Here is a 17,087-nt window from a genome sequence, read left to right on the forward strand (position 1 = left end):
AGAAAACTCATCCCGAAAAAACGTTTCTGTTGTTCCTGTACCAAGCACTTCTTACTCCATTAAAATAAAAAAGCTCTTAAACAGCATTATAAGAGCTTTGTCAATAAAAACTTAGGGCCAATTGGAAGCATAAAGCGCGGAACGTAGGCTCTGGCTCCAATTGTCAACAAACCCTAGTATTTTGATTTATCTTGGGTATATAAGGGGGCAAAATATTCTCTGACTGCTCATGATTAGGACATTTATCAGGATTCGACCATAATGAAGAGGTGGATTGCTGGAAGGATGGGTTGTTTTCTTCTGAGGCTGGCTTTTGTCCTGCACCTAATGTTTGAGATAAGATATCGTAACTTTCTATTAACTCGGGATGTTTCTGCAGCATGTCGGGCTTATGTTCATTAAGATTGCAGTCAATCCAGGAACATAAGGCTGAGGTGCCCAGTAAAAATCCCAAGCTAACTGATATTAATAATGCAAACAGGGTGGCGGGAGGAAAAAATAAGCATATTGATGCGGTGATTGCAGGCACCAAGCTCATCAGTGTACTAATGACGGCATAGCGCAAATACGCCTCCTGTTGCGTACTTGAATAGTTATGGTCATAAGTCGGTGGATTTTGTTTTTTATGGTATTCACCAATACACCAGATAATATTACTAAGCAAAAATAACCAGCTCGCAAAGAGCAGTGCGATTGGGAAAGCAAAACCTAGCAGGCAGCAAACCAGTGCAGCTCCACCAAGAGCAGCTGCTGTCCTGTGTTGATTTTTCAATTGGGCAAAACCATACCAATAATCTCTATGGGGCGGGTGTTCCGGATATAGTTGACAGGCGATCAACCAAAGTACATAGCCAATAGAATAAAAGAGCAGAGAGGCTATATTCGCTGAGACTGCCAATAACAGAAATGATGAATGCCTAAGCTGTGATGTGACAAAGCCCAGAAAGAAAAAAACACTACTTGCCTTGTCTATTTTGCGGGTATTTTTCAAAACAAAGTTTCCCAGCTTGTTATTCCTGATTATCTTAATGAAATTAATAAGAGGAAAACAAGAATAAATTAAGTCTGCTGATTCTGTCTTACATTGTCATTCCCGCGCAGGCGGGAATCCATAGCCCAATTTAGCTCCTCACTTCACCTGAGAGATAGATTCCCGCCTGCGCGGGAATGACAAACTGGACAGATTCAGTGAAACGCTGTATTAGCCTAATGCTTGAAAATCGATCAAATTAGTCTGGCTTTGAACATTGTTTAAGTATTTGTCGCAGTATTTAATAAAAGAGGGAGGCTGATCCTAACCAATAAACCACCTTCTTCACGATTTCGGGCCAGGATATCACCATGATGCAATTTTATAGCTTGCTGAGCGATGGACAAACCAAGGCCGTAGCCTCCTGTTCTTTTCTCTCTTGAAGTATCTACCCGATAAAACGGGTTAAAGATTTTTTGCAGTTGCTCCTCAGGAACGCCTGGTCCATTATCTTCAATATCAATCCAGACTTGCGAATGATTATCATTAAAGTGCAAATAGACATTTACCTTGGGGTTGGGTGCAGAGTAGCGTACAGCATTGCGTATAATATTCTCAATAGCTCGATAGATTAGGCGTTCGTCAAGGAATAATTGGCATGGTTGTACTTCCCGTAAAAATATCCCTGGAGTATTTGATTTTAATTCAAAATTTGCATCATCGATGATTTGCTTAAGTAGAGCAGGTAAATCTATAAGTGTTTTGTTGAGTTGTATAGTTGATTTTTCAAGTCTTGCGAATTCCAGAATTTCCCCTATTAAGGTATTTAAACGTAAACTTTCTACCTCGATCCGAGAAAATTCTGCTTCTGCCAGATGACCGGCTTTTTTCCTTCCTAATTCGACAGCTATCTGTAAACGGGCAAGGGGAGAACGTAACTCATGAGAAATGTCCTGTAAAAGACGCTCCTTGGAATTAATAATCGTTTCTAACTGTTCAGCCATACGATCAAACTCCCCGCTTAACTCTGCTATTTCATCGCGATGATGACCTTTGAAATGCCCTACACGAGTACTTAGCTTTCCTTTGGCAATGGATTTTGCTGCCATTCTTAAAGAACGTAATGGTTGGGTCAGATAAACAGATAGTAGATAACAGATAAGGCCACTGATAAAAATAGCGATAGTCAAGCGTATGGTAAGTCCTGCCCAGGGAATTTCTACAAAATGGGCTAAAGGCTTTTCACTGACAGCTACAAGCCTGTAAGCCTTTCCTGACGTTGACAGGATTTCATGACTGACAATAATATCGCCAAATTTAAGCAATCCATCATCAAGCTCCCCTTTAATCAGGTTCTCAGAAATTTGTCTGACGATTTCAGGGGATGTTTGATTGCCTATAATTTCTCCGGTACTGCTTAGCAAGTACAGGGTCATCTTCCTTGACATGCCTATTTGATTAAGCCATTTGACCAATGCAGCATGTTGGCCTGATTCAAAGGTAACCACTGCTGCATTGGCATAACTATCCATAAAAACTCGTTCACGGGCTGGAATAGAGGATTTTTGAGCAATTTCACTGGTTACCCAGGCGGTTGTAATAATAATCAGGATGGTTGCTAACCAGAAAGACAGAAAGATTTTCCAGTACAGGCTACGCATTAAACATGTATCCAAAGCCGCGAACTGTTTTTACCAGAGGTTCTCCTTCCTGATTATCCCCAAGTTTATTTCGCAGATTACTAATATGAACGTCAATGCTGCGATCATAGGCTGTGTATTTCCTGCCTAACGCATATTCAGTTAGTTCTTCTTTGGAAAAGGCTTGACCTGGGGACTTAATCAGCATCTCAAGGATATTAAATTCTGCATTGGTTAGCTCCATCGGTTCGCCATGATGTGTAGCTATTCGCTTGGAACAGTCAACTAAAATATCATGATGTTCTATAATGGGACGTTGGGTGGGAATTTTTTGGGTTCTTCTGAGAATGGCGCGCAACCGGGCTACTAATTCTCGGGGGTTGCATGGTTTTGGCAGGTAGTCGTCAGCTCCGATTTCAAGCCCGACGATCCGGTCAATGTCGTCACCACGAGCAGTCAGCATCAAAACGGGTGTTTCCAAATGCTCGCGGATGGCTTTCAGCACTTCAAACCCATTCAATTTGGGCAGCATGACATCCAGAATGATTGCATCAAAGGGTTGATTCAGCGCTTTTTTTACGCCATTTTCACCATCATGCACACATACCACATTGAAGCCTTCAGGTTCCAGATACTGTACTAAAAGCTCTGTAAGTTCGGTATCATCATCTACAATCAAGATATTATTGTTCATTGACTCAATTGTCCTCAAATTTACTTGTCTTTTATTACCCGCTTATCAAAGCATGACAGCAATTTAATGCGTCTTGCATCTGCATTCAGCACTTTAAATTCAAACTGATTAATTGTAATTACTTCCCCGCGCTTGGGTAAATATCCAAAATTTGTCATCACGATACCACCTATTGTATCATAAGCCTCATCGCTAAAACTGGCATTTAGCTGTTCATTAAATTCTTCAATAGGGGTGTGAGCTTTAACAATATAATAGGCGTCGCCGTGGGCTTTGATATAGGCTTCCTCGTCAATATCAAATTCGTCCTCAATATCACCAATAATTTGCTCAATGATATCTTCAATAGTCACAAACCCGCTAACAGTTCCGTACTCATCAACCACAATTGCCATGTGGTTTCGATTACTTCTAAACTCACCGAGCAACAAATCAAGACGCTTGCTTTCCGGAACAAAAGTCGCCTGCCGGATAATATCATGCAAGTCAAACTCTGTATTTTTCTCTGTCTGAAAACGTAACAGATCCTTGGCGTGTAGAATGCCGATTACTTCATCTTTATGATCGCCTGTTACAGGAAAACGGGAATGGCCAGAACTGGTGACTATGTCAATGATGTCTTTAAGCTGCAGATCCTGTGAGATGGATGTCATTTGCTTTTTAGGGAGCATAATGTCACGAACACGCATTTGAGAAAACTGAATAACGCCTTCCATCATGGTTAGCGTTTCTGAATCGATAAGCGAGCGAATGTGAGCGTCACGTAATAAATTAACCAATTCTTCCTTATTCTGAGGTTCTACCTGTAAAAATTGTTTGATACGCATTAACAAGGAGCTATGCTCATCCTCTTTACTCAACATTACTATCCTCTGTGTGGTATGGATTTGAAAAGCCTAGTTCAGCCAGCAGTTTAATCTCTAAAGCCTGCATGATTTCTGCATCCTCCTCCCTAATATGATCATAGCCTAATAAATGCAAGACGCCGTGAATGACAATAAGTGCCCAGTGTTCCAACAGCGGTTTACCCAGTTCAATGCTTTCGGCTTGTAAAACAGCCGGGCAAATGATTACATCGCCAAGCAAGGGGTATTCAAGTTCGATATTATCAGGAAGGTTGCTCGGAAATGCGAGTACATTCGTTGCCTTGTTTTTCTTCCTGTAGAGATGATTTAATTGCGTTATTTCTTCTTTCTCAACCAGCCTTAAGGTGAGTTCGGCTGAGTTTATCTGCTCAACAAGTGGTAGTTTAGCCCAGGTTGTTAATAAATCTTCGTTGACAGGAGGAGGCTCTTTGCATGCCAGTTGCACATCAATATGGTAGTTCATTATTCTTTATCCTGTTGAACATGTTCATATGAATCAATAATTTGCGAAACCAGAGGGTGTCTGACTACTTCCCGGCTGGAAAAAGTATGGATACTGATCGCAGGAATATCGGTAAGTAATTTCACTGCATGGGATAAACCGGACTCGACCCCCTTGGGTAAATCAATCTGTGTAATATCTCCTGTAATTACCGCTTTGGAACCAAATCCCATACGGGTTAAAAACATCTTCATTTGAGAGACAGTGGTGTTTTGGGCTTCATCCAGAATAATAAATGCTTCGTTTAATGTTCTGCCCCGCATAAAGGCTAATGGCAATACTTCAATCACATCAGTCTGAATAAGTTTTTGTGTCTCCTTGAAACCTATCATTTCATATAAGGCATCATAAATGGGGCGAAGGTAAGGGAGAACCTTTTCGACCAAATCACCAGGAAGGAATCCTAATTTTTCCCCTGCCTCTACTGCGGGTCTAACAAAAATAAGACGTTGAACCTCTCCTTTCTCGAAAGCTTCAATCGCTTTGGAGACTGCCAGATAAGTTTTACCAGTTCCTGCAGGACCTACGGCAAAAGTTATATCATGCTTGTTGATGCCATCTAAATAATCAGCTTGCTTGTTGTTGCGAGGAAGTATTGTTTTACGGCTTAAGCGAATAGATTGCGACATGATTGTTTGAGATTCCTTGTTTTTCAAAAAAGAGTTAACAGTTTCACTATGAACAGGTTCACTTGCAAGTTGGTGAAGTTGCCTGATAATTTGTTTTGCCTTCAACAAATTTGCAGGCGAATAACCCAACAGGAGTACCTCATCATGGCCTATTTTAATGGTAATATTGAAAAATACTTCCAGGAGTTTAATGTTTTCATGCAGAACACCGCATAAATTGGCAAGTTGCTGCGAACTTAAGGAAGGGTATTGTAATCTTTCATTTCTTAACTTACTGCTCAATGTCTATATAAAAAATCTTATTTGTTATATGCTAAGAATAGTGCATAAGTGAGCCGGGGTGCAAGATTTCCTCTTAGAGAGTGCGATAAAAACTACGGTTAGTGTTATTTCGCTAGCGCTCTATCTAGGCTATCACTTTCAAGGAAAAACCGCACTTCTTGGAAAACACAGCAACAAGATAATTGCAATTATTTCTGGTGCAAATAACTGACAAAATCCATGCAATTAGGACTATTAGTCAGTATACTACCCTTAAAGAGCACTTGATGTTTTATTATTTTTACTATTCTCGATTATTTTTTTCATGATAGATTTACACTGCCATAGTAATTTTTCGGATGGAAGACTGAGCCCTGCTGCTTTATTGAATAAGGCTGTTGAATCAAAAATTAAAATATTAGCCTTGACTGATCATGACACTACAGCCGGGTTGAAATCACTCCATGACGCAGCTGATAATTCATTGATTAGAATTATTAATGGAATTGAGTTTAGCGTCCTATGGAAAAAGCATGAAATCCATATTGTTGGCTTAAATATTAATCCGCAAGATCCCGGCATTCAGGCACTGATTAGCCGTCAAAATGAGAGTAGAATTACGCGTGCCCTGCAGATTGCCGAGCAAATGAAATATTGTGGGATTGATGAAGCTTATAGTAAAGCCTGTAAGATTGCAGGGCATGAACGGGTTGGTCGTCCCCATTTTGCACAGGTTTTAGTCAGTGAAGGCTTGGTTTGTGATATACAAACAGCATTTAAGCGGTTTTTAGGTAGAGGCAAGGCTGCGTATGTGCAAACACCCTGGCTTAGTCTTGCTGATGCAGTTGGGGGGATAAAAAAGGCAAGTGGGGAGCCTGTGCTGGCACATCCTTTGAAATACGGATTAACACGTACGAAGTTGCATACTTTACTTGAAGAGTTTAAAGAGGTTGGTGGTACCGGCCTTGAGGTTGTTTCTGGTGAAATGACTCAGCTGCAGATTCAGGCGATGGCAGGGCTTTGCCAACGTTTTCAATTGTTAGGTTCAACTGGTTCAGATTACCATGGGGATGGTTTGTCGCGCTTGTCTCTTGGAGGACAGCAACAATTCCCGATAAACTGTAAACCAATATGGCAACAATGGGACATTTAATGAGGTCTTTATGAGTCAGTTTTTTGCAATTCATCCCGATAATCCACAGGCGCGTCTTTTGAGGCAGGCGGTAACAATAATTCAGGAGGGTGGATTAATAGTTTATCCCACCGATTCAGGTTATGCATTAGGTTGTAAGTTGGGGAATAAGGCTGCCCTTGAGAGAATTCGTTCATTGCGTCAATTGGATAAGAATCATAATATGACATTAGTTTGTCGAGATTTGTCGCAGTTGGGCACTTATGCAAAAGTTTCAAATCCAATTTTTCGTTTGCTTAAGGCGTTTACTCCTGGCTCTTATACCTTTATTTTAAATGCCACCCATGAAGTCCCCCGATTAATGCTTCATCCACAACGTAAAACCTTGGGTTTAAGGGTACCGGACAATAATATTACTTTAGCCTTACTCGATTGTCTGGAAGCTCCTCTGATGAGCACCACACTGATCTTGCCTGGAGCAACGGCACCTTTAGGTGGAACTGAAGCAATCAAGGATTTACTGGGCAATCAAATTGATTTAATTATCGATGGGGGTAACTGTGGCCATGAGCCAACTACTATCGTCGATTTAACTGGGGATTACCCTGTCGTTCTTCGTGAAGGCAGGGGAGATCCGGAACCGTTCAGATAATAGAAAGGGTGAAGAGTTTCGATGTCAGCTATATTCAGTGCAAGTAAACGCGTAGTATCAGGAATGCGGGCCAGTGGTCGTCTGCATTTGGGGCATTATCATGGTGTGCTTAAAAATTGGCTTAAACTACAGCACCAATATGATTGCTTTTTCTTTGTGGCTGACTGGCATGGGCTTACTACCCGTTATGATGAGCCAGGTTTTATCGAAAAGATTTTATGGGATATGGTTGTTGATTGGCTTGCCTGCGGAATCAATCCCAGCCTGTCAAAGATTTTTATTCAATCCTGGGTTCCAGAACATGCCGAATTACATCTCCTGTTGTCAATGATTACGCCTTTAGGTTGGCTTGAACGTGTACCTACTTATAAGGATCAGCAAGATAAACTGCATGATAAGGATTTATCCACTTATGGTTTTTTGGGGTATCCTGTTCTTCAAAGTGCTGATGTTCTGCTTTATAAAGCTGATTATGTGCCTGTTGGTGAAGATCAGGTTTCTCATATCGAATTAACACGAGAAATTGCCAGACGCTTTAATCATATTTATGGCCGTGAACCCAACTTTGAAGCATTGGTGCTTGAGGCTATCAAAAAAATGGGTAAAAAAAATAGCAAGTTATATAGCCAGTTACGTAGAGAGTTTCAACAGGATGGCTGCCACGAATCATTGAATACAGCCAGGGCATTATTAGCTAATCAGCATAACTTATCTATCGGTGATAAGGAGCGGTTACTTGGCTACCTGGATGGTTCAGGGAAAATTATACTTCCTGAACCTCAGCCTATGCTTACTGAGACATCAAAGATGCCAGGAATTGATGGGCAGAAAATGTCAAAGTCTTATGGTAACACAATTGGCTTGCGCGAAGAGCCTGAGCAGGTTGAGAAGAAAATTCTGACTATGCCAACTGATCCTGCGCGGGTTAAGCGCACCGACCCGGGAGAACCGGAGAAATGTCCTGTCTGGCAATTACATAAAGTGTACTCGTCAGAAACGGTAAAGGAATGGGTTCAAACTGGCTGTCGTACAGCAGGTATAGGCTGTATTGATTGTAAACGTCCGGTCATTGATGCCATTAATCAGGAATTAAAACCTATCCAGACTGCGATTAAAGAATATGAAGCAGATTTGGGCTCAGTCAAGCGGATTGTTGCTGAAGGAAGCGAGGCTGCCAGAGAGGAAGCCAATAAAACATTAAATGATGTGAGGGAGACAATGGGTCTGGATTATTAATGGATACAAACCCTCCAGAGTTGCCTGTACTGGCGATCGTTGCGGGCAAACCGCTCACAGAAGCGCCAGCCGATCTGTTCATTCCTCCGGATGCTTTGGAGGTTTTACTGGATTCCTTTTCTGGTCCTCTGGATTTGCTGCTTTATCTTATTCGCCGACAAAATATTGACATTTTGGATATCCCCATTGCACTTATTACTCAGCAATATATGAATTATATTCAGTTAATGGAAGCGCACCGCCTGGAATTGGCTGCCGAATACCTGGTAATGGCAGCAATGCTTGCTGAAATTAAATCACGCTTGTTGTTACCGGTAGTCAATCAGGAACAAGAAGAAACTGAAGAAGATCCTCGATTGGTACTGGTAAGGAAACTACAAGCGTATGAACAATTCAAAAATGCAGCAGTATCGCTTGATAACTTGCCTCGTTGTGAACGAGATGTTTTCTGGTTTTCAATCGCCTCGGAAAACCTTGAACGCATAAAATTGTTCCCTGATGTTGAGTTATCGTTACTAACTGAAGTAATGGAAGATTTACTTACCCGCCAAAGTCACTTGGTTCATCACCAAATTGCACGAGAACCCTTGTCTATAAGAGAGCGGATGGCAATTGTACTTAAACGGTTACAAGAAGAAAAAACAATCGCTTTTGCCAGCCTGCTTAAAGATGAGGAAGGAAGAATGGGATTGGCTGTCACCTTATTAGCCATCCTGGAATTAGCCAGGCAATCATTATTGACGATTACCCAAACAAAAGCATTTTCATCAATTCATTTACAGGCTGTGTGTGATGGATGAGACTGAAATTAAAAGAGTAGTAGAAGCATTATTAATGCATTCAACTGAACCTCTGACTGTCGAGCAACTTCAGTCAGTATTTCAAGAATGGGAAAGACCAGGGCGCGTGCAGCTCGAAACGGTGTTGCAAGCATTGGCTAAAGATTATGAAGACAGGGCAATAGAATTAAAATTGTTGGCGAGTGGTTATTGCATACAGACAAAATCTAAATATAGCCCGTGGATTAGTCGTTTATACACAGAAAAGCCATCTAAATATTCCCGGGCTTTATTAGAAACTTTAGCGATTATTGCCTATAGACAACCAGTTACACGAGCAGATATTGAAGATATTCGTGGTGTGGCTGTTAGTAGTTCCATGTTGAAGACTTTGCTGGAACGTGATTGGATAAAGATCGCTGGACATCGGGATGTGCCCGGAAAGCCTGCCGTTTATATAACGACCAAGCATTTTCTGGATTATTTTAATTTAAAAAATCTTGATGAACTACCCACATTGCATGAAATCAGTGATTCGGTAGTAATCACTGCCAGGCAACCTTTAAAAGAGTGTGTTGAATGAAAGAACGATTACAAAAAATATTGAGTCAGGCTGGGTTTGGTTCCAGAAGAGAGATGGAGAGATGGATAGAACAAGGTTTAATCCATCTAAATAACACTGTAGCCAAACTGGGAGATACTGCAGGACCTGAAGACAAAATTAGTGTAAAAGGGCGCCTGATAACCAACCCATTAAAATCTCATATAAAAACAAGAATTTTGCTATATCATAAACCTGTTGGTGAAATCTCAAGTCGTTATGATCCCAAACACGGAAAAACGGTGTTTGATAACCTGCCTTATTTAAAACAAGGACGATGGGTTCAGGTAGGGCGATTGGATATCAATACCTCAGGATTATTAATTTTTACTAATAATGGTGAACTTGCCAATCGTTTAATGCATCCGAAGTTTGGTTTGGAAAGAGAATATGCGGTTCGAGTGCATGGCCAGGTCAGCGATGAGGCGATAAGCACTATGTTGAAGGGTGTCGAACTCGAAGATGGTATAGCGCAATTTAAACGTATTGAATTTAGAGGTGGAGAGGGCAGCAATGCCTGGTATCATGTGATCTTGACAGAGGGACGTAATCGGGAGGTAAGACGGTTATGGCAATCTCAAGGAGTAGAAGTAAGCAGGCTTATCCGTATCCGTTATGGCAGTATTACTATGCCTCGAGGACTTGCAAGAGGCAATTTTATAGAGTTATTGCCTAAGGAAACTGATTCCTTTCTTTCTTCGCTGGAAAAATAGAGGTCATTATCTCCTGTTCTTCTATATAGACCTCGCCTGAGCCGCGAGGTCTATGCTGTGCTTCGTAAATCCTGTAGAAGAAACTTTGCCTAATCTGCTCTTTCCTGCGCGGAACCTATTATAACTCTTGTGCCTCTTATGCCGCCACCTGGTATATCGATAAACTCTTGATTCAACCAACGAGCATCTTCAGTAAACATTCTTATGCAACCATGGCTTGCACGATAACCGGGAACCTCTGTGCTGCCATGCAAGGCATAACCACGAAAGAAATGCATACAAAAGGGCATTTCGGCACCACCATGATTACCATCAGCTCTTCTTGGGAATGCAGTAGAGACGCAATCGATATCTTGTTTGCGAATGATTCGGTATGATCCTGAAGGTGTAGTACAACCCCCTGGTACCCCAGTGCAATGATCAGTTCCCGATGAGATGGGTCCCCACCAGAGCAATTCACCATCCTCATCATAAGCAGCCCAAGCCAACTTCTCCTGGCTGACATAAATCGTCTTTTCTCCATCCGATTCAATATAACGAGGGAAAGGGGCTACATCATAGATGCTTATCCGGTCCAGATTTTTAGGAACAGCAATGATCATTCCGGTGCGAAGGCGGATATTCATTCGGTTAACACGTCTGACAATATCTCTTTCTTCGCTATTAGGAAATAAATTGCTCCAGGTTTGTCCAGATTTGATTTTAATACAATAGAAATCAGGAAGCCTGCAAAGGCTTTCGCCATATCGAGTATAACCCCAAGCTGTTGGCAGCATAACTGCGATTATTATTATAATTGCTATCAGCTTTTTCATAAAATAAGTCTAATTTTATGACTGGTAATTGATTTAGCGGCATACAGAGAAAAAACTTTATAAACACAATGAGTGATTTAATGGTAATTTGCGCGTCTAATGTCAATTTGGATTGCCATTATCCAACCCTCCGGCTTTGATACCCTGTTACCCAGCGATTGTGGAGATATCTATGCTTTCATTGAAGAAAAATGCTCGACTCTATCACAATAGAGAAATACCGTTGGGTTAATTTTCAAGGGATTGTCGAACTTCATCCTTAGAGAAATAGGTTTTCCATAACGGTAGGCCCTTACCTGGTCTTTTCCTCCGCAACTTGTAATGCTTCTATATTTGATTGTTGTTTAACAGAATCAAATATAGCAAGCCGTCTCCTGTTTATTCTAAAGACAACTATTTGTTAATCTTTCATCTACCTTAACAGTATTAGGTTTGTTTGTAGAAACGCTAGCAAAAAACTTATGAGGCTGAGTTGTAATTCCTAAAATTAAAAGTATCTTTGTTAAGAAGCTGCTGCTGTTTTGATTATCAACAAATAATGTTTCGTTATTCTTTAGGATTTGAGAGGCTTTATTTTCATTTTGCTCTAATAAGTATTGTTTTGTCTGAATAACAATATTCAATCGATGAAAAATTAATTTTTCTTTATTGGGGTTTCCCAGAAGCTTTTTGTGGCGCTCTGTGGCTCGCTGTTGAAGTTTGCTTAAGCGAGATATTTCACTAGGATTTTGTAATAAGACTGGCAATTTCTTCCTTATTGGCCTCATAAGCTTTTTTAAGGCATTCTATTTTAGTGACTTAAAAAATCATTGTCTTGAAGTTTATCATGATTCGACAAAAGAGCAGTAATTTCATTTTTGCTTAAGATAATATTAAATAAAAATTAAAATTCTTGCATGGGACAAAAATGGAACAAGTCGCTGATTTTAGATGATTTTAATTATGAATTATATTGGCTATAAACCCTGCGGTGATGCCGCAGGGAGTCAATTTCCTTAGCTGGAACAGAGCATTATCCAATATTATATTGGAGGTGGAGGGCCTCTTCGACCAATTAACCCCATAATTAGCAGTACTATAAATACCAGCAAGAAAATGAAAAATAATATTTGTGCAATACTTGCAGCGGTTGAGGCAATTCCACCAAAACCAAAAGCAGCGGCAATGATTGCGATGATTAAAAAAATGAGCGCCCATCTTAACATGGCTTCCTCCTTGGAATAGAAAGTATAAAGATAATTTGGTTTGTTATTTAATTTCCTCCTTGAGATTTGAACCATAAATACCAGATTGTTCGCAAAAGTGACAAAACCAAAGCTATTGATTATATTTTAGACAAAAAGAAGGTGTTTTTCCAAAAGACTTGCTTTAACGGCACGCCATAAATAAACGTATATCTTATGTGAATACGTCTATCTACAAATTTTTCAGGCTTGTTGATAGTTCATTACTGCACATCCTGGCTATTTTCCTTAATACTTTGCCAGGCTTGGTGAACTTCGGAAAGAAGCTGATTAGCTTGAGTTAATAACTCGATATCGTTACTTAAATTAGCTTTTAACAAAATTCGTTGAATATAATCATAAAGTTTATCTAAATTTTCAGCGATTTCCCCTCCATTTTCATGATCCAGACTACTTCTAAGGCCATCGATAATGCTGATGGCCTTCCCAATATGTTCGCCTTTCTCTCTAGTCTGATTACGCTGTATATTACCCTGCGCTGTAGCAATTTGAGAGCGTGCGCCTTGCAGTAGCAAATGAATTAACTCATGAGGGGTAGCTGCTTCGACACGTGTTTGTAATTCCACAGTTTTATATTGTTCCAGTGCTTGTTGGTAGGGATTTTTCATGATTATCCTCTATTATTTAATTTCGGCAAATTAGCTAATTGCTGGCTTAAAAAATCACTGGCACTTTGCATCTGAACCAGGAGAGCATCAAGTCCTACAAATTGCCTTGTGTAGCGCTTTGCAAGCATGCTGGCTCTGAATGTTAATTGTTCACGTGCGTCACCAATCGTTTCCAATCGTTTATTCAACTGATTGGCTCGAGTGGCAAAATCACCACTTTTTTCATCAAGATAATTAGTAAGTAAATTATTAAATTTTGTGGCGAGTCCATCTGATACCTGAATCTGACCTCTGTTGCCTGTGCTTCCGGCCAATATCTCTACAGAAAGTCCTCGAAAGGTTCCTGTCCCCGATAAAGTAATACCATCAGTTGAGGTGGCATGTACTCCACCGATAGTACCTGAGAGTATACTTCCTGGTGTGAATGAATCCAGTATTAAATCATAACTGCCAGCTTTTACCTGACTGCCAACTGTTTTGATATGTACGTTACTGTCGGTAGTGGTTGCTGTTTTGGCAAAGAGAACCCCGATGGCATCGTAATTACTTTCAAGTGCTGTGTTAAATTTCTTTTCATCCATGACCAATTGGCCATTTTCATTGGTTTTGATGCCAATGTCAGTGAGAGTGCGAAATGGGTTATTGGTGCCTGTCAGTGGCTCTCCAATCAGTTTGCTTAAATTTAATTTTAAAGCCCGTACGCCTGCATCAGACTGTAGAAGACCGCCTTTTTTGGCTACTGGATCGTAGCCCGACAACGCGTTAATCGTTGCCATTGTGTCGTTATACTGTTTGATAAAGTCATTGACCAACCCCGTCAACTTGGTTTTATCATTTTCTATTTTTAGATCAACAAGGCTGCCTGGCTGTGCCTTTTTAAGATTAATCGTAACTCCGGCAATAGCATCCTTCAGTTGATTACTGTTTTGTGTTAATAACAGGCCATTGATCTTCACTTCACTGTTTTGGGCAGCGACTGTCTGGGTTAACGACATAGTGCCGACGGTTGGATCATAAGCAAGTACTGATAAACCTGAGGCATCATTATTGATACCGTCATCGTCTACAACAGAAATTCTCATTGCCAGATCTTCACCTGTTTCCGGGCTGGTTAAAGTGAGTCTTGCCCCCTGGCTGTCCTGGACGATATTTGCTTGAATACCAGCACCACTGCGGTTAATAGCATCCTTAATTGCTAACAAGTTGTCTGAACCTGATACAATATTGATAGTTACAGATTCTTTATCGGGATTTAAAGTAAAGGTGCTGTTATCTGCACTATAGGCTCCAAAATCAATCGTAATGCTGCCACTTCCTATAGTATCACTGCTGTTGGAGAAGGCGATAGACGCCAGGTTTTGTCTTGTTGCAAGTTGTTGTACTTCTATTTGATAGTTGCCTGCCGCAGCATTATTTTCATTGATAGTGGTTGAAAAAACGCTGTCATCACTTATTGAGCTTTTAAGGGTATAAAACTGGGCAAGATCTGAAAGCTTTGTTAAGGAAGTCTGCAATTTAGCCAAAGAGCTTTTGATTTGCCCCAGAGCTGAGAGCTGAGTAATAAAGCTCGCTTCCTGTTTATCCAGCCTTCTTTGCGCAGGCGATAAATCGGCTTGCACTAGCGATTCAACGATAGCTTTGATATCCAACCCTGATCCAACTGATGTTAACGCCACGATAATATCCTTATCTTGTTGTTTAACACGGATGGCTTTTAACGCTTTTGACGCTTTTGACGCTTTTAACCATCTTGCCTTATGGCAGGTAAGTCGCAGGTAAGTCGTTCGCTGCTTTAATATATTTTGTACAATCCATTAAAGCTGCTCGTTCCTGCATATACTAAACCTTCTCATCAATAAAACCACTAACCATTTCGTTCAGTAACGACAATAACTGCAAATACTCATCGGGTGGTAATTTGCGAATAACTTCATCTGAGAGTTTTTCCACTACGATAGCTTGCAATATTCCCGTAGCTTCATCAATAGTATATTTGATATCTGAGAGCGTAAGAGGTGCAGATTTAATTTCTTGTGAGGAATTAATTTTTCCAGCAATAGACTGATTATTGTTTTGCTCACTATTAATAGAGCCAAACTGACTTAACGATTCAATATTCATAAAGCAACCTCCATTATGTCTCTCTAATCAGAGAGACATAAAATAATGCACCATGCAGGCTTTACCTGCATGGTAAATACATTATTATCTAAGTAATGACAGCACTGACTGAGGCAAACTATTTGCTTGAGCAAGCATAGCTGTTCCTGCTTGTTGCAAAATTTGTCCTTTAGTCAGGTTTGCTGTTTCTGCAGCAAAATCAGCATCTTGAATCCGGCTTCGTGCAGCAGAAAGGTTTTCTGACACGTTCTGCAAGTTTGAAATAGTAGATTCAAAGCGGTTTTGCAAAGCACCCATTGCCGCCCGATTCGAACTCACCGAGCTAAGTGCCGAGTCAAGACGTAAGATTGCCAGCTGAGCACCTTCGGCAGTGCTAACGTCAAGAGTGTTAATGCCGTTTGAGTCTCTTGCAATTGAGGCTGACAAACCTATATCAGCTACTGTACCGCCAATAGTGATAGATTCAGGAGCACTAATGGATAGAGAACCACGCAATGTACCATCAAAAGCACCACCAGTCACAGTCAAACCGTCAGTACCTGCTGTAAAGCCTGTACCACTTTCGACTACGACAATGTTACGGCCATCACTGGCAGAAAGGGTCATGTCACCACCATTTAAACTGGCAACGACACCTGTCTGGCTACTGGCGGAATTGATAGCATCACGAAGCTGGGTATTTGTCAGAGCGGTAGCGACATCTTCGTTAGTGAAAATTGCCACGCCATTGATTGTCAGGTTGTAAGTATCAGCCGCCGTACCACCAATAGGACCGATTGTTTGAGTGCCGCTTGTGGAAGCCAATACAGTGAGTCCTGCTATCCCTGCATCATTAATTGCAGCTGCTTTGGCATAGGCAGAAGTAGCATCCTGCTGGGCATTTCCGGTAAATCCAGCACTGGAGTTAATAGTTGTTACGGGACCTCCACCAATTGAAATTGTAATGTCAGCAGCCGCGTTTCCAGATACCGCAGCACCGTCTTCTCGAGCTATTCCTCCTATAGAAGAGGATCTGATACTGCCGATAGCAAAGTTAATGGTTTGGTTTGCATTCGCACCAACCTGGAAACTGGCGCTGGAAAAAGAACCGTCCAGAATACGCTGACCGTTAAACTCGGTATTCGTAGCAATTCGGTCAAGCTCGCTTTTTAACTGTTCAATTTCTTCCTGAACTGCCTGGCGATCGCCTGCATTATTAGTTGAGTTGGCTGCTTGTAAAGACAATTCGCGCATACGCTGCAGAATGTTGGTTGTTTCCTGCATTGCACCTTCAGCTACTTGCGATAGAGAGATACCGTCGTTTGCATTTCGGGCAGCCTGATTCATACCGCGAATCTGTGCTGTCATCCGTTCTGAAATTGAAAGACCTGCCGCGTCATCTTTTGCACTGTTAATGCGCAGACCTGACGAAAGGCGCTGAATTGCTAATTGCATTGTTTTCTGTGAGCCATTTAAATTGCGCTGAGCATTAAGCGACATCACATTGGTATTTATGACTTGAGCCATACTAAAATCTCCTCGACCTGAATCCCTGGATGTGGGATTTTACCTACAATCGATAAATCTATTTTCATAAATTTATCGAACCCACGTCAGTTATCGGAAAAATAGGAAAAAACTTTAG

The 17,087-nt window shown here is 41.0% G+C and carries 19 protein-coding genes; 6 read left to right on the forward strand and 13 right to left on the reverse strand.

From position 1 onward, the window contains the following. Nucleotides 1-163 precede the first annotated feature (163 nt). From E1O65_RS07785 to E1O65_RS07810, 6 genes are all read right to left on the reverse strand, one after another. Nucleotides 164-991: a hypothetical protein gene (locus tag E1O65_RS07785; protein ID WP_133133039.1), complete on the reverse strand. Its 828-nt coding sequence runs from the start codon at nucleotides 989-991 to the stop codon at nucleotides 164-166. A 260-nt stretch (nucleotides 992-1,251) separates the two neighbouring features. Then, nucleotides 1,252-2,631, reverse strand: coding sequence for a two-component system sensor histidine kinase CpxA (gene cpxA, locus E1O65_RS07790; RefSeq protein WP_133133040.1), 1,380 nt, complete (start codon nucleotides 2,629-2,631; stop codon nucleotides 1,252-1,254). After that, nucleotides 2,624-3,304, reverse strand: coding sequence for a two-component system response regulator CpxR (gene cpxR / locus E1O65_RS07795; RefSeq protein WP_133133041.1), 681 nt, complete (start codon nucleotides 3,302-3,304; stop codon nucleotides 2,624-2,626). The genes cpxA and cpxR overlap by 8 nt, the downstream gene beginning before the upstream one ends. A 20-nt stretch (nucleotides 3,305-3,324) precedes the next feature. Then, nucleotides 3,325-4,167, reverse strand: a complete 843-nt coding sequence (locus E1O65_RS07800) for a transporter associated domain-containing protein (protein ID WP_133133042.1) — start codon at nucleotides 4,165-4,167, stop codon at nucleotides 3,325-3,327. After that, the gene (ybeY, locus tag E1O65_RS07805; RefSeq protein WP_133133043.1) at nucleotides 4,157-4,633 is read right to left on the reverse strand and encodes an rRNA maturation RNase YbeY; all 477 of its coding nucleotides are present in this window, start codon (nucleotides 4,631-4,633) and stop codon (nucleotides 4,157-4,159) included. The genes E1O65_RS07800 and ybeY overlap by 11 nt, the downstream gene beginning before the upstream one ends. Further along, a complete protein-coding gene (locus E1O65_RS07810) occupies nucleotides 4,633-5,583 on the reverse strand; it encodes a PhoH family protein (protein WP_165474933.1) in 951 nt (316 codons plus the stop codon). Before E1O65_RS07810 ends, ybeY begins: the two co-directional genes overlap by 1 nt. 304 nt (nucleotides 5,584-5,887) lie before the next feature. Between E1O65_RS07810 and E1O65_RS07815 the strand changes: the two genes are divergently transcribed. Genes E1O65_RS07815 through rluB form a run of 6 tightly spaced genes read left to right on the forward strand, consistent with a single transcriptional unit; the run spans nucleotide 5,888 to nucleotide 10,675 of the window. Beyond that, nucleotides 5,888-6,715 (forward strand): PHP domain-containing protein, encoded by an 828-nt coding sequence (locus E1O65_RS07815; RefSeq protein WP_133133044.1) that lies wholly within the window; start codon nucleotides 5,888-5,890, stop codon nucleotides 6,713-6,715. Between the two features lie 10 nt (nucleotides 6,716-6,725). Beyond that, on the forward strand, nucleotides 6,726-7,346 hold the full coding sequence (locus tag E1O65_RS07820) for an L-threonylcarbamoyladenylate synthase (protein WP_133133045.1): 621 nt from the start codon (nucleotides 6,726-6,728) through the stop codon (nucleotides 7,344-7,346). Nucleotides 7,347-7,367: 21 nt separating this feature from the next. Next, the gene (locus E1O65_RS07825) at nucleotides 7,368-8,582 is read left to right on the forward strand and encodes a tryptophan--tRNA ligase (protein ID WP_133133046.1); all 1,215 of its coding nucleotides are present in this window, start codon (nucleotides 7,368-7,370) and stop codon (nucleotides 8,580-8,582) included. After that, on the forward strand, nucleotides 8,582-9,382 hold the full coding sequence (locus tag E1O65_RS07830) for a segregation/condensation protein A (RefSeq protein WP_133133047.1): 801 nt from the start codon (nucleotides 8,582-8,584) through the stop codon (nucleotides 9,380-9,382). The genes E1O65_RS07825 and E1O65_RS07830 overlap by 1 nt, the downstream gene beginning before the upstream one ends. Further along, entirely contained in the window at nucleotides 9,375-9,944 is a 570-nt protein-coding gene (gene scpB / locus E1O65_RS07835; protein WP_133133048.1) for an SMC-Scp complex subunit ScpB, read from the forward strand. The genes E1O65_RS07830 and scpB overlap by 8 nt, the downstream gene beginning before the upstream one ends. Beyond that, entirely contained in the window at nucleotides 9,941-10,675 is a 735-nt protein-coding gene (gene rluB, locus E1O65_RS07840) for a 23S rRNA pseudouridine(2605) synthase RluB (RefSeq protein ID WP_133133049.1), read from the forward strand. Before scpB ends, rluB begins: the two co-directional genes overlap by 4 nt. Before the next feature lie 89 nt (nucleotides 10,676-10,764). On the opposite strand, the gene E1O65_RS07845 is transcribed toward rluB, so the two are convergent. From E1O65_RS07845 to E1O65_RS07875, 7 genes are all read right to left on the reverse strand, one after another. Next, on the reverse strand, nucleotides 10,765-11,490 hold the full coding sequence (locus tag E1O65_RS07845; RefSeq protein WP_133133050.1) for a L,D-transpeptidase: 726 nt from the start codon (nucleotides 11,488-11,490) through the stop codon (nucleotides 10,765-10,767). 383 nt (nucleotides 11,491-11,873) lie between these two features. Continuing rightward, the gene (locus E1O65_RS07850) at nucleotides 11,874-12,236 is read right to left on the reverse strand and encodes a hypothetical protein (RefSeq protein ID WP_133133051.1); all 363 of its coding nucleotides are present in this window, start codon (nucleotides 12,234-12,236) and stop codon (nucleotides 11,874-11,876) included. A gap of 276 nt (nucleotides 12,237-12,512) precedes the next feature. Next, nucleotides 12,513-12,695 (reverse strand): DUF1328 family protein, encoded by a 183-nt coding sequence (locus E1O65_RS07855; RefSeq protein WP_133133052.1) that lies wholly within the window; start codon nucleotides 12,693-12,695, stop codon nucleotides 12,513-12,515. A gap of 242 nt (nucleotides 12,696-12,937) precedes the next feature. Next, a complete protein-coding gene (gene fliS / locus E1O65_RS07860; protein WP_133133053.1) occupies nucleotides 12,938-13,342 on the reverse strand; it encodes a flagellar export chaperone FliS in 405 nt (134 codons plus the stop codon). Between the two features lie 2 nt (nucleotides 13,343-13,344). Continuing rightward, nucleotides 13,345-15,018, reverse strand: a complete 1,674-nt coding sequence (fliD, locus tag E1O65_RS07865) for a flagellar filament capping protein FliD (RefSeq protein WP_242601563.1) — start codon at nucleotides 15,016-15,018, stop codon at nucleotides 13,345-13,347. Nucleotides 15,019-15,181: 163 nt separating this feature from the next. Then, nucleotides 15,182-15,463, reverse strand: a complete 282-nt coding sequence (locus E1O65_RS07870; RefSeq protein ID WP_133133055.1) for a flagellar protein FlaG — start codon at nucleotides 15,461-15,463, stop codon at nucleotides 15,182-15,184. Between the two features lie 84 nt (nucleotides 15,464-15,547). Then, the gene (locus tag E1O65_RS07875; protein ID WP_133133056.1) at nucleotides 15,548-16,969 is read right to left on the reverse strand and encodes a flagellin; all 1,422 of its coding nucleotides are present in this window, start codon (nucleotides 16,967-16,969) and stop codon (nucleotides 15,548-15,550) included. Nucleotides 16,970-17,087: the final 118 nt, after the last annotated feature.

The organism is Legionella sp. W10-070 (assembly GCF_900640175.1).
In the GTDB taxonomy this organism is placed as follows: domain Bacteria; phylum Pseudomonadota; class Gammaproteobacteria; order Legionellales; family Legionellaceae; genus Tatlockia.